Raw genomic sequence first — 12,505 nt, forward strand, 5'->3', positions numbered from 1 at the left:
TGGGACAGATTCCACAATTCTATTACTAGAAAGAAACATGGGTAACTAAACTGCCACATGTCCAACTTTAATTGCATAAACTAGTATTAGAAAGGGGGAGCATTTTTGATTAATGGAAAACAGTTCGTCGATAGAATCGATGCCCTCCAGAATGAGGTATGGATTGAAGGGAAAAAGTGTGTGGATCGGTTATCCGAATCAGCACCCTTCAAAGGTATCATTGCCAGTAAAGCCGCACTTTATGATTATCAGTGTTGTCCTCTACAACAGGATTTGTTTAGTTGTACTGCACCTGATGGTAAAAAGTATGGGTTTTCGTACCATCAACCTCAAACTGTAGAGGATTTAAAAAAGAGAAGAGAAGCTACACAAGGTTGGGCAAGACTAAACGGTGGTCTGATCGGACGCCCGCCAGATTATATGAATACACTTGTAATGGCTTTAGGGACCGCGTCTTCACACTTCTCAAAAGGTGAACGACCATTTGGAGAAAATATGAAGGCACTCTATGAATTAGCGAAAGAGAAGGATCTTTCGATCACACATACATTTGTTAATCCGCAGGTTAACCGTTCCATCTCGCAATATTTGGATGACAGTACAATTACAGCCGCAAAAGTAATTGAAGAGAATAAAGAGGGAATCGTTATTCACGGGGCTAAGCTGTTGGCAACACAAGGTGGACTTACAGATGAATTACTCGTTCTACCAAGCGGACAAAGCTTAGACGAGTCATATATTTTCGGGTTTATGATTCCTTCAAATACAAAAGGACTTCGGTTTTTATGCAGGGAGTCTTATCGATATCGGGATTCATCGTTTGATCATCCGCTAGCTGCCAGGTTTGAAGAAGTTGATTCCCTTGTCGTATTCGATCATGTCTTAGTTCCATGGGATCGCGTTATTCTTTACAAAGATTTTCAAATCCTAAGTAACTTGGATGCTGAAACAGGTATGCATGCCTTTTTACAATACCAGGCAGTTAGTAGACAAATTGTGAAATTAGAATTCTTGCTTGGTTTAGGTGAAGCCATGTGCGATGCCATCCAAATTAGTGAATTTGAACACGTGAAATTGAAAATGACCGAAATCATTGTTTCTCTAGAAATTATGAGAGCGTTACTTCTGTCATCTGAAGTGAATAGCGAATTGAATAAGCATGGAACGCTTGTGCCGGATAGTAAACCGTTACGTACAGCGAACAATTATTTCGCAAATACGTATCCAAGGTTAATAGAGATTACACAACTACTTGGAGCGAGCAGTATGATTTCCTTACCAACAGAAGGAGATTTTGAATCTCAGATCAAAGGTGATCTCGGGCAGTATTTGCAAGGTGCAAATATTGGTGCGATGGATCGTGTGAAACTATTTAGAGTGGCGTGGGATTTAGGCATGAGTGCTTTTGGATCAAGACAAACTCAGTTTGAACGCTTTTTCTTTGGCGATCCAATAAGGCTGTCCACAGCCTTTTACAATAGTTACCCGAAGCAAGCCTACCATGATAGAGTACAAGAATTTTTAGATGAAGATAAGAAATAGATAAATCATGAACTTAAAGGTAAAAGCTGTTGAGAAGTCTCGACAGCTTTTTAATTTGGAGCAAGCTCAGAATAGACATTTCCATCTAAGGTAGCTGGGTTGTCACGTTTGTAATCGTTTTCATAAATTGGGAGGAGTCATTTAGAAAAATGTCGAATGAGTTAGGGAGAGAAGGACTGTAGGAGGAGATAAAGTCATGTTGAAAGCAGCAATATCTGTTTCAAATCGGGTAATGCAAAGGTATTTGCCTGATCCATTTCTGTTTGTCATTTTGTTGACATTGGTGGTGTTTGGCCTTGGATTAATTTTTACAGGAAGTTCCCCTGTGCAGATGGTTCAATTCTGGGGAGAAGGGTTCTGGAACTTACTTTCGTTTTCCATGCAAATGGTGCTCGTTCTAGTGACTGGATATGTTCTTGCTAGTAGTCCAATCTTCAAAAGAGGGCTTGGTTGGTTAGCGGGTTTAGCCAAAACACCTGGACAAGCAATCGTGTATGTAACGATTATCTCTCTTATTGCTAGCTGGATTAACTGGGGATTTGGATTGGTAATCGGAGCACTTTATGCAAAGGAGCTGGCGAAAAAAGTTGAGAAAGTTGATTACCGCTTACTCATAGCGAGTGCTTATAGTGGGTTTATCGTCTGGCATGGCGGTTTAGCAGGATCAATCCCCCTTACGATTGCAACTCCGGACCATTTTTCAGAAGGTCAAATCGGACTGATTTCAACTGGGGAAACGATTTTTTCCCTTTTTAATTTGATTATTGTAGGAGCGCTGTTTCTTTGCCTTCCTATAATAAATTACTTTATGTCGCCTGCTGAGGACGAGCGCGTATTGGTCGATCGGGCGTTACTAAATGCGGAAGATCTTCAAGCGGCTGCGGTAGAAAATAATCTAACTCCAGCAGAGCGCATTGAAAATAGTAAAGTTCTAGCTATTCTAATGGGAGTAGTTGGATTATGTTATCTCTTTTATTATTTTATTACAAATGGCTTTCAGCTTAATTTAAATATCGTGAATTTTGGATTTCTGTTTTTAGGGATATTGTTTCACGGTACCCCAAAGCGTTTTCTAGAATCGGTAACGGATGCTGTGAAAGGGGCTAGTGGCATTATTATTCAGTTCCCATTTTATGCAGGAATTATGGGGATGATGGTCGCTTCCGGACTTGCCGCGCAAATGTCTCAAGGATTTGTATCGATATCGAATGAATGGACTTTCCCATTCTTTACATTCCTTAGTGCAGGAATCGTAAACTTCTTTGTGCCTTCCGGTGGGGGGCAGTGGGCGGTTCAAGCACCGATCGTGTTAGATGCTGCGAAAGAACTAGGCGTATCTGTCCCTAAGGCTGCGATGGCTGTAGCATGGGGAGATGCTTGGACAAACATGATTCAGCCGTTTTGGGCGTTACCAGCACTTGCAATCGCTGGTTTAAAAGCGAAGGATATCATGGGCTTTTGTCTTATTGTTCTAGTGGTAAGTGGAGTAGTCATATCAGCAGGACTCGTATTACTGTAAACGTAGAAGAGGTCATCAATTATCCATAAAAAAGCTGCATCCCTTTCTAAGGAAGGAATGCAGCTTTTTTGTGATTACGATGCAATTTGTTCAACGCTAAAGCTGTCTTTCTTACGTTCTTTCCAGATTTGATATCCAAACCATAATGCGACGATCATGGTGATGACTCCACCTAGAATCATTGAAACACCATAAGGAAGTTCAAATCCTTCCGGTGCTAAGAAGAGGTATGTGGCCACTGTCATCGTCATGAAGAGAGCAGGGAGGCTGCAGATCCAGTGGAACTTCTTGCTTTTAACAAGATACATGGCTCCAGCCCATAGCATGACTGTTGCGACCAGCTGATTTGTAAAACCTACATACCTCCATAAGAACGTGTAATCCATTTGAGTTAGCATAAAAGTAGGTAGTGCAACGACACCAGTAAGTAATAACGTCTTTCCTTTACCGGAAGCTTTCCCTTTGTTTTCTTTCTTAGTGAATAGATCTGCGAGCATCATTCTTGAAGAACGGAGAGAAGTATCTCCCGTTGTGATCGGAAGTACGATAACTCCAAGGATAGCAAGAATGCCTCCTACAGTTCCAAGAAGAGAAGAACTGATTTCGTTAACAACGCCTGAAGGTCCACCTGCTGCTAGTGTTTCCTGCAAACCGCCAGTGCCACCGAAAAACGTCATGCCAGCAGCAGCCCAGATTAGTGCGATGATTCCTTCTGCTATCATTGCGCCATAAAATACTTTTCTTCCTTCACTCTCCTTTTTCATCGTTCTTGCGATGATCGGACTCTGAGTTGAGTGAAATCCTGAGATTGCCCCACATGAAACGGTGATCATTAGAAGCGGCCATAATGGTAAGTTATCAGGATGAAGATTCGATAGCGTTAGATTTGGAACAGCATGATCCATGAAGAACAGCCCAATTCCGATTGAAACTGCCATAACGATTAGAATAACGCCAAAGATCGGATAAATTTTTCCGATGATTTTATTTACAGGTAACACTGCTGCGATTACAAAATAAGCGAAGATGACCAAAAGACTGACCAAAAAGCTTAATGGCGTAACTTGGGCCATCAGCTGAGCGGGTCCAGCTGTAAACGCTGCTGCTACCAATACCATAAGGACGATTGAGATAATGTTAATTGCACCTTGTGCGCCACGTCCTAAGTACCGTCCTACTAGAGAAGGGTATTGCTCTCCATTGTGTCTTAATGACATCATCCCAGAAAAGTAATCATGAACAGCTCCTGCAAAGATACAACCGATCACGATCCATATGAAAGCAACAGGACCGTATAATGCTCCAAGAACTGCTCCAAAAATAGGCCCGAGTCCTGCTATATTTAATAGTTGGATTAAGCTTCCCTTCCACCAACTCATCGGCATATAGTCCATGCCATCTTTTTTTGTATATGCAGGAGTTTCACGATGATCATCAATGCCGAAAATTCGCTCAACCACCTTAGAATAGACAATATAACCAAGAATTAATAAAGCAACTGCAACGACAAATGTGATCATGTTACTCGCCTCCTTTTTTCTATGTTTGAAAATATAACACTCATTCTACGTACCAAATTGACAAAATACAATAGATTATTCAGAAAAAATAAAATATATCACACTATTGAACTGAATTTGCTGGAATAGATCGTCGAATTAAGGGGAAAACAGGACTATTGACGTACGGTGAAGATCCCTCTTTATGAAATTACTACCTTTTCATAAATGACCGCTAAAATACGAATATTACAATTCGAATAACTAATAGTGAAATAGGGTAAAAATGAATGGAAACCGGGTATTAAGTAGTTGACTGAGATTTAGAATGTTTTTATTGAGGATTGTATGAGGAGGTCTTTAATCGTGTCACAGCGTATAGCATATTTCGATAACAGCAAAGCAATTCTAATACTATTAGTCGTTGGGGGACATCTACTTACGCCATTTATCGACGACTCGCGTTTTTTATATAGTTTTTATCATGTGATTTTTATCTTTCATATGCCGGCATTTATCTTTCTAACTGGATATTTCACTAGGAAGGCATCTGGAACAAAGTATTATTGGAAGATCTTCACAACTTTTCTTCTTCCTTATATCTTGTTCCAAGTCGTGTATGCGGTTTATTATACGAATCTATATGAGAAGCCTTTCCAGATTGAGTTTCTTACTCCAAGGTGGGCAATGTGGTTCTTATTATGTATTGCAGCGTATAAGCTTCTTTCACCTTTCATTCTAAAAAGTAAAACAAGTGTCTTGTTGTCAGTAAGCATTGTAGCAGGCCTACTCGTCGGTTATTTTGATATAGAGAGGTTTCTTTCTCTAGATCGCCTGTTTGTTTTTCTACCATTCTTTGTATTAGGGGTTGTAATGGGAAGAAGCGAAAAGCCAATCCGTTTACCATATATGAAATGGGTAGCTCCTGTGGTACTTGGTGGGCTGTTCCTTCTATTCTACTTGTATAAGATAGAAGGCCTGACAGATCTTTTATATGGAACGTATGTCTATGAATCGAATATGGGACTCTTAGTGCGTTTGGGGTATTATGTTGGAACAGTATTTGTGATGTTCATGTTCTTTTCGATCATTCCGAAAACGCCGATCGTCATCACACCGATAGGCTCACGGACATTTGCAATTTATCTTTTCCATGGATTTATTATCAAATGGTTTCTTGAGCAGCAGTCAGCAGAAGTTATCTCTACCTTGTGGGGTATCCCGTTTATCGTGATTTTTACTCTTACGATCGCAATGATCTTAAGTTTGCCATTCTTCTCGAAACTTCTTGCTTTTGATCGCTGGCTTCCATCACCAGACAAATTAACATTCAATAAGAGATAAATAGAAAGAATATATTTTTAGGTGTGAAGGCTGTTGAGAATTTCTCAGCAGCCTTTAGAGTTTCTAGAAAGTCTTAATGGCCATCTGCCATGGTTATAGTGGTGATTACCACTCCCTTTCCGCGGGGCGGGAGTGAGCCTTCTCAGTGCATAAAAACGTTGCGCCTCAGGGGTCTCACCTGTCCAGCACATCCCGCTTGAGTCGAGCATCCATCCGCTTCAATCTACATTAAATGTATGGTTTGAAAACGAAACAAAAGCAAAGTTAATTAAAATCGGCTAGAGAAACAAAGCAGAAGACTGTTTGATCATAATCGGTCGGAAAGTTTGCCGTAATTGCTTGGAATTCAGTAGGATTGATCAAGGTGATCTTTCATAAATGGGGTTGGAATGAGTTTCCATAAACAGGGGCTTGCTTTTATTATCAAAGCAAATGCCTCTCTTTTACGACTGAGATGAGTTACACTTAAATTAGTTGAATGTAACTATTCTTCCACGTTGATTTATAAAAGGGAGGAACTGTAAATGAAGAAATCAAGAATCATCGTATTACTAGGTTTGCTAACCGTTCTGATATTTGCAGGCCCAAAACTGTATGATGTACTATTTAATCGGTCTTATGGAAGTGAGCCCGTTAATGCTGTCGATGAGAACCTTGAAGTTGCGACCTTTGCTGGTGGATGCTTCTGGTGTATGGAACCACCTTTTGAGAAACTAGATGGCGTAGATGAAGCTATTTCAGGTTATATCGGCGGAGATACAAAGAATCCTTCATACAAAGAAGTGTCCTCAGGAGACACAGGTCATATAGAAGCCGTTCAAGTACATTATAATCCTGATATCGTCTCTTACGAAACTTTGTTAGATGTTTTCTGGAGACAAATTGATCCTACAGATGATGGGGGACAATTTGTAGACAGAGGTGATCAATACCTTTCAGGGATTTTCTATCACGATGAAAAACAGAAAGAATTAGCAGAAGAATCTAAAACAGAGCTTGCAAACTCTGGGAGATTTGATGAACCGATCGTTACTTTCATAAAAGAGGCTCCTACCTTTTATGTAGCTGAAAAATACCATCAAGATTATTATAAAGAAAATGAATTTCGATATAAGATCTACCGCAAAAACTCTGGGCGTGACAAATTCTTGGATCAAGCCTGGGGGGATGACCGAGAAATCGAACAGCCAGAAAAGCGTGTATCGTATACAAAGAAAGAATTGAAGGAAATGCTTACGCCAATTCAATATGAAGTAACTCAAGAAGATGGCACGGAAAAAGCTTTTGATAATAAATATTGGGACAATAAAGCGGAAGGGATTTACGTAGATATTGTTTCTGGAGAGCCATTGTTCAGTTCAACTGACAAATACAAATCTGGAACAGGCTGGCCAAGTTTCACGAAGCCATTGGTTGAGGATAATATTGTAGAAAAAGAAGATAAAGGCTTTTTTACCACACGTACGGAAATTAGAAGTAAAGAAGCCGACTCGCATTTAGGTCATGTTTTCGAAGATGGTCCAGAGCCAACAGGATTGAGGTATTGTATGAATTCTGCGGCACTTAATTTCATTCCTAAAGATGAGTTGGAGTCGAAAGGCTACGGGGAATTTTTAAGCCTATTTGAATAAAAGGTGAGGCAGCATCTATTGCTGCCTTTTTATAGTGAGAGCTATTCTTGTACATACTCTATTTAAGGTTACCATGAATGAATAAGCCATTCTCTTGAATTTTTACGGTAGGGGGTATATGATCGAAGGGTATGAAAGAGGGAGGGAAAGAAGGAGTGGAAGCGAAAAAAGCAGACGGAAGGGTGCAGCAGCTACTTGCAAATGAGCGCACGTTTTTAGCATGGATTCGAACTTCTATCGCTATTATAGGAATTGGTTTTCTTGCAGCAAGCCTGCATTTTACTAGAACAGCTGGTGAGCGCGGAGATGACCAAATTGTTGTAATGATCAGCTTTACTTCATTATTGTTTGGTTTATTAACAATGGTGGGAGGGGCATTGCAATTTTATCGTACTCGAAAGAAGATATTGAATTTCGAAGTTCCATCATCAACATGGGTTGTGGTTTTCTTGATCGTAATTGTACTTCTAATCATCGCTCTAATCATCATGTATTTCGTTATACAAATAAACTGGCTTTCTTAAATCGAGATGAGTAACTATTGACATTTAATATGAGTACGTTATAATACCCCTATAGGTATTAAAAACACGAATTGATATAAAATTTTTTGGTTGCAATAATACCCCTAAGGGTATATAGTGTGGAGGTGACCGTATGAATTACGATAAAAAAGTAATAAATCGTATTAAAAGAGTTGAAGGTCAACTTAGAGGTGTTGTTCGAATGATGGAAGAGGGGAAAAGTTGTGAAGACATCGTAACCCAACTTTCTGCTACGCGATCAGGTATTGATCGTTCGATCGGTCTCATTGTTGGCTCCAACTTAGAACAGTGTCTTTTAGAGCAACTTGAGCAAGGTAACTCAACAGAGGATACAGTTAAAGAAGCAGTAGAGCTTTTAGTAAAAAGTAGATAAAAAAATTCAAAGACATATATACCCATATAGGTATAAAGAGGAGGAAATAAAGATGAGTGAAACAAAATCAACAAACATTGTCCTTTTTAGTGGTGACTACGATAAAGCAATGGCGGCTTATATTATTGCAAACGGTGCAGCTGCTTACGATCATAAAGTAACAATCTTTCATACGTTCTGGGGTTTAAATGCACTTCGAAAAGATGAACTTGTGAAAACAAACAAAGGTTTTCTTGAAAAGATGTTCGGTAAAATGATGCCACGTGGCGCAGACAAAATGGGAATTTCAAAAATGAACTATGCAGGTATGGGTCAGAAGATGATTAAGAACGTTATTAAGAAGCATAATGCAATGGAATTGCCACAGTTGATCGAAATGGCTCAGGAACAGGAAGTCGAGCTAGTTGCTTGTACGATGACGATGGATCTCCTTGGTTTGCAAAAAGAAGAGTTGTTAGAAGAGATTGAGTACGCTGGTGTTGCTGCTTATCTTGGGGATGCAGAAGACGGTAACGTAAACCTGTTTATTTAATAGGAGGATTAAGATGGAATTTATAGTAATCATCGCTGTAGTTGTGCTAGCATCCCTTTTTCTGAAGCGAAGTGGAAAAGGTGTAACAACGATTAATTCTGAGCAAGCAAAAAGTAAATTTGGTTACAGCAACGTGCAATTCATCGACGTTAGAACTCCGATGGAATACAAAGGTAGCAAAGTGAAGGAATTTAAAAACTTGCCGCTCGATCAACTTGGCAAACGAGCAAAAGAGCTTGATCCCAAGAAGGAAACTGTTGTGCTATGTCAGAGTGGAATGAGAAGCTCCCGAGCATGTAAGGTATTAAAGCAACAAGGTTTTACATCGGTTTATAATGTTCGCGGTGGATTAAATACGTGGAGATAAGGGAGGAAAGTTATATGTCTGGTTATGTAGAAGAGATTGCTCCAGAAAAGGTGAATGATTTGCTAACGAATGGGGAGAAAATGAGCATTGTTGATGTTCGTGGCCCTGAGGAGGTTGCAACTGGAAAAATTCCGAACGCATATAACCTTCCTGTTAACGAGATTCAAACCAGAATGAACGAACTCGACAAAAACAAGAAGCATATTATCGTTTGTCAATCTGGAGGTCGAAGTAGTATGGCTTCTATGGTCTTAAAATCGAATGGTTATCGTGTGTTAAATATGACAGGCGGTATGCAAGAATGGACCGGTATTACAGAATAACAAACTCTCAGGAGGTATGGATATGATTCAAACAGATCATGTATTAGATGCAAAAGGACTAGCTTGTCCAATGCCAATTGTTAAAACAAAGAAAACGATGAAAGATCTTGAGCCGGGAGTGGTTCTTGAAATTCAAGCAACAGATAAAGGTTCCAAAGCTGACATTAAAGCATGGGCTGAGAAAGTCGGGCATTACTATCTTGGAACAGTTGAAGAAGACAATGTACTAAAGCACTATTTACGCAAAGCTTCGGATGATGAAACAGTTCCCGAAAAAAAGCATGATCATGTCATTTCAAATGAAGAGTTAACTGAACTCCTTTCTGACGATCGCTATACTCTTTTAGATGTTCGTGAACCTGCTGAATTTGCGTTTGGTCATATCCCAAATGCTGTTTCGATTCCGCTTGGAGAAATCGAAGAGAAAATGAACGAACTATCCACCGACAAAAAAGTTCTAGTAATCTGTCGTACAGGATCAAGAAGTGATCTAGCAGCTCAGAAACTTGCAAGTAATGGTTTTGAAGCAATTAATGTAGTGCCTGGAATGTCTGGATGGAACGGCGAAACATCATCAAATCTATAAATTTTTTTAACACTAATAATACGGTTGGGGGTATAATCGATGAGTTTAAATAAGATGCATGCAAACGAAGTAGCTTCAAAAATTATCAATAAAAAAGATCTCTTTATTCTTGATGTTCGAAATGAGGATGCATACGCGGACTGGAAAATAGAAGGTAAGTCTGTAACGAGTATGAATGTTCCATACTTTGACTTAATCGATGGCGTAGAGGACATTCTTGAGAAGCTTCCAAAAGAGAAAGAAATTCTTGTTGTTTGTGCTAAAGAAGGGTCTTCGATCTTTGTAGGGGAAGAATTAGTAGAAGCTGGTGTGCAGAATGTTTCTTATCTACCCGGTGGAATGAAGGCATGGAGTGAATACCTTGAACCTGTAAAAGTTGGGGATCTCCCAGGAGGGGCACTCTATCAATTCGTTCGCATCGGAAAAGGTTGTCTTTCTTACTTGGTAGAATCGAATGGTGAAGCCGTAGTGATTGACGCAAATCGTATGATTGAGAATTATACGTCATTTGCGGAGAACAAAGGCCTGAATATTAAAGCTACCTTTGATACTCACCTTCATGCTGACCATATTTCAGGAGGAAAAGAACTTGCAGATCAAATGAATGGCACATACTACCTTCCTGAAGAAGATGCTGGAGAAGTGACGTTTGATTACAACCCTCTAAAAGAGGGAGATGTTTATACAATCGGTGAGGTGAAGCTTGAGCCTATTTATTCACCAGGTCATACGATTGGAAGTACCTCTTTCATTATTCAAGATCAGTTTTTACTAACAGGTGATATTTTGTTTGTTCAATCGATCGGTCGTCCTGATCTTGCTGGAAAAGCAGAGGATTGGGTGTTAGATTTACGAACTACACTTTATGACCGTTATAAAGAAATGGCAGGCGAGCTTACAGTATTGCCAGCACATTTCTCAAAGGTAGAAGAGCTTGGCGAAAACGGATTAGTTTCAGCTCAGTTAAATGAACTTTATCGAGTAAACGATGGGCTAAATGTGGATAAAGAGGAAGACTTCCGCAAGATGGTAACAGAAAACCTTCCTCCCCAGCCAAATGCTTATCAAGAAATTCGTGAAACTAATATGGGCAAGATTAGCCCTGATGAAGAAACCCAAAGAGAAATGGAAGTTGGGCCAAACCGCTGTGCGGTAAACTAATTAGGAGGTTATCAATATGGATGCACAAAAAACTTTAGACGCAAAAGGACTAGCTTGTCCAATGCCAATTGTAAAAACAAAAAAGGCAATGAAAGAAATTGAAACAGGAGAAATCCTTGAAATTCATGCAACAGACAAAGGTGCAAAAAGTGATTTGACTGCATGGGCGAAATCGGGAGGACATGAACTTCTTAAGACAGAAGAAAAAGACGGCGTATTTTTCTTCTGGATAAAAAAAGCGTAAGCGAGATTTGATGTGGGGTACTGAACAAGTGCCCCATATTCATTGTGAGGTGAGGGCAAATGGATTTTAGTTTTATCATTACAATATTTTTAATTGGATTTGTAGGCTCATACATTTCAGGTATGGTGGGAATCGGCGGTTCTATTATCAAATATCCGATGCTTCTGTATATCCCAGCACTTCTCGGTTTTACAGCATTTAGTGCTCACGAAGTATCAGGGATCAGTGCTGTTCAAGTGTTTTTCGCTACAATTGGTGGTGTGTACGCATACCGAAAAGGTGGCTTTCTTAATAAGCAGCTTATCTTATACATGGGTGTAAGTATTCTGATTGGAAGTTTCATCGGTGGTTATGGTTCCAACATGATGTCTGAACAGGGGATTAACGTGGTGTATGGTGTGCTAGCAGCGATTGCAGCAATCATGATGTTTATTCCGAAGAAAGGAATCGATGATGTGCCGCTTGATCAGGTTACCTTTAATAAACCGTTATCTGCTAGTCTAGCCTTTATAGTTGGAATCGGAGCAGGAATCGTAGGTGCAGCTGGTGCATTTTTATTAGTGCCAATCATGCTTGTTGTTCTCAAAATCCCAACCAGGATGACAATAGCATCTTCGCTTGCGATTACGTTTATCTCATCAATCGGTTCGACGGTAGGGAAGCTAGCTACTGGGCAAGTATTACTCTTGCCAGCTGCTATTATGATTATCGCTAGTCTAATCGCAGCACCTCTTGGGGCAAATGCGGGTAAGAAAATAAATACGAAATTTCTACAATGGCTGTTAGCAGCACTTATCCTAGGAACTTCAATCAAAATTTGGGTGGATCTCCTTATGTAA

General features: G+C 39.8%; 14 protein-coding genes. 13 read left to right on the forward strand and 1 reads right to left on the reverse strand.

Annotated features, from left to right (window positions below):
• Nucleotides 1-105 precede the first annotated feature (105 nt).
• Both hpaB and SJY16_RS03995 read left to right on the forward strand, forming a co-directional pair.
• Nucleotides 106-1,542 (forward strand): 4-hydroxyphenylacetate 3-monooxygenase, oxygenase component, encoded by a 1,437-nt coding sequence (gene hpaB, locus SJY16_RS03990; protein ID WP_377887787.1) that lies wholly within the window; start codon nucleotides 106-108, stop codon nucleotides 1,540-1,542.
• A gap of 199 nt (nucleotides 1,543-1,741) precedes the next feature.
• The gene (locus tag SJY16_RS03995) at nucleotides 1,742-3,061 is read left to right on the forward strand and encodes a short-chain fatty acid transporter (RefSeq protein WP_377892053.1); all 1,320 of its coding nucleotides are present in this window, start codon (nucleotides 1,742-1,744) and stop codon (nucleotides 3,059-3,061) included.
• A 74-nt stretch (nucleotides 3,062-3,135) separates the two neighbouring features.
• On the opposite strand, the gene SJY16_RS04000 is transcribed toward SJY16_RS03995, so the two are convergent.
• Nucleotides 3,136-4,581 (reverse strand): carbon starvation CstA family protein, encoded by a 1,446-nt coding sequence (locus SJY16_RS04000; RefSeq protein WP_377887788.1) that lies wholly within the window; start codon nucleotides 4,579-4,581, stop codon nucleotides 3,136-3,138.
• 345 nt (nucleotides 4,582-4,926) lie between these two features.
• On the opposite strand from SJY16_RS04000, the gene SJY16_RS04005 reads away from it, so the two are divergent.
• The 11 genes from SJY16_RS04005 to SJY16_RS04055 all read left to right on the forward strand — a co-directional run bounded on the left by SJY16_RS04005 (nucleotide 4,927) and on the right by SJY16_RS04055 (nucleotide 12,505).
• A complete protein-coding gene (locus tag SJY16_RS04005; protein ID WP_377887789.1) occupies nucleotides 4,927-5,904 on the forward strand; it encodes an acyltransferase family protein in 978 nt (325 codons plus the stop codon).
• A gap of 524 nt (nucleotides 5,905-6,428) precedes the next feature.
• Nucleotides 6,429-7,535 carry a peptide-methionine (R)-S-oxide reductase MsrB gene (msrB, locus tag SJY16_RS04010; RefSeq protein WP_377887790.1) on the forward strand — a complete coding sequence of 369 codons (1,107 nt, stop codon included), beginning with the start codon at nucleotides 6,429-6,431 and terminating at the stop codon, nucleotides 7,533-7,535.
• A gap of 155 nt (nucleotides 7,536-7,690) precedes the next feature.
• Entirely contained in the window at nucleotides 7,691-8,059 is a 369-nt protein-coding gene (locus SJY16_RS04015; protein WP_377887791.1) for a YidH family protein, read from the forward strand.
• Nucleotides 8,060-8,192: 133 nt separating this feature from the next.
• Nucleotides 8,193-8,453, forward strand: a complete 261-nt coding sequence (locus SJY16_RS04020) for a metal-sensitive transcriptional regulator (protein WP_377887792.1) — start codon at nucleotides 8,193-8,195, stop codon at nucleotides 8,451-8,453.
• A 52-nt stretch (nucleotides 8,454-8,505) separates the two neighbouring features.
• Nucleotides 8,506-8,985, forward strand: coding sequence for a DsrE/DsrF/DrsH-like family protein (locus SJY16_RS04025; RefSeq protein ID WP_377887793.1), 480 nt, complete (start codon nucleotides 8,506-8,508; stop codon nucleotides 8,983-8,985).
• A 13-nt stretch (nucleotides 8,986-8,998) separates the two neighbouring features.
• A complete protein-coding gene (locus tag SJY16_RS04030) occupies nucleotides 8,999-9,352 on the forward strand; it encodes a rhodanese-like domain-containing protein (protein WP_377887794.1) in 354 nt (117 codons plus the stop codon).
• A gap of 14 nt (nucleotides 9,353-9,366) precedes the next feature.
• Nucleotides 9,367-9,675 (forward strand): rhodanese-like domain-containing protein, encoded by a 309-nt coding sequence (locus SJY16_RS04035; protein ID WP_377887796.1) that lies wholly within the window; start codon nucleotides 9,367-9,369, stop codon nucleotides 9,673-9,675.
• Between the two features lie 22 nt (nucleotides 9,676-9,697).
• Entirely contained in the window at nucleotides 9,698-10,261 is a 564-nt protein-coding gene (locus tag SJY16_RS04040) for a sulfurtransferase TusA family protein (protein WP_377887797.1), read from the forward strand.
• Nucleotides 10,262-10,300: 39 nt separating this feature from the next.
• Nucleotides 10,301-11,422 carry an MBL fold metallo-hydrolase gene (locus SJY16_RS04045; protein ID WP_377887798.1) on the forward strand — a complete coding sequence of 374 codons (1,122 nt, stop codon included), beginning with the start codon at nucleotides 10,301-10,303 and terminating at the stop codon, nucleotides 11,420-11,422.
• Between the two features lie 16 nt (nucleotides 11,423-11,438).
• Nucleotides 11,439-11,666: a sulfurtransferase TusA family protein gene (locus SJY16_RS04050; protein ID WP_377887799.1), complete on the forward strand. Its 228-nt coding sequence runs from the start codon at nucleotides 11,439-11,441 to the stop codon at nucleotides 11,664-11,666.
• Nucleotides 11,667-11,725: 59 nt separating this feature from the next.
• Complete coding sequence (locus tag SJY16_RS04055; protein ID WP_377887800.1) at nucleotides 11,726-12,505, forward strand: sulfite exporter TauE/SafE family protein; 780 nt, start codon at nucleotides 11,726-11,728, stop codon at nucleotides 12,503-12,505.

It is taken from the genome of Alkalihalobacillus sp. R86527 (genome assembly GCF_042466185.1).
GTDB lineage: Bacteria > Bacillota > Bacilli > Bacillales > Guptibacillaceae > Guptibacillus.

What these genes read in the sequence shown, in the direction of transcription:
- SJY16_RS04050 (WP_377887799.1), top strand. Translation starts at nt 11,439, where the DNA reads ATGGATGCACAAAAAACTTTAGACGCAAAAGGACTAGCTTGTCCAATG.
- SJY16_RS04000 (WP_377887788.1), bottom strand. Translation starts at nt 4,581, where the DNA reads ATGATCACATTTGTCGTTGCAGTTGCTTTATTAATTCTTGGTTATATT.
- SJY16_RS04055 (WP_377887800.1), top strand. Translation starts at nt 11,726, where the DNA reads ATGGATTTTAGTTTTATCATTACAATATTTTTAATTGGATTTGTAGGC.
- msrB (WP_377887790.1), top strand. Translation starts at nt 6,429, where the DNA reads ATGAAGAAATCAAGAATCATCGTATTACTAGGTTTGCTAACCGTTCTG.
- SJY16_RS04020 (WP_377887792.1), top strand. Translation starts at nt 8,193, where the DNA reads ATGAATTACGATAAAAAAGTAATAAATCGTATTAAAAGAGTTGAAGGT.
- SJY16_RS04040 (WP_377887797.1), top strand. Translation starts at nt 9,698, where the DNA reads ATGATTCAAACAGATCATGTATTAGATGCAAAAGGACTAGCTTGTCCA.
- SJY16_RS04030 (WP_377887794.1), top strand. Translation starts at nt 8,999, where the DNA reads ATGGAATTTATAGTAATCATCGCTGTAGTTGTGCTAGCATCCCTTTTT.
- SJY16_RS04025 (WP_377887793.1), top strand. Translation starts at nt 8,506, where the DNA reads ATGAGTGAAACAAAATCAACAAACATTGTCCTTTTTAGTGGTGACTAC.
- SJY16_RS04035 (WP_377887796.1), top strand. Translation starts at nt 9,367, where the DNA reads ATGTCTGGTTATGTAGAAGAGATTGCTCCAGAAAAGGTGAATGATTTG.
- SJY16_RS04045 (WP_377887798.1), top strand. Translation starts at nt 10,301, where the DNA reads ATGAGTTTAAATAAGATGCATGCAAACGAAGTAGCTTCAAAAATTATC.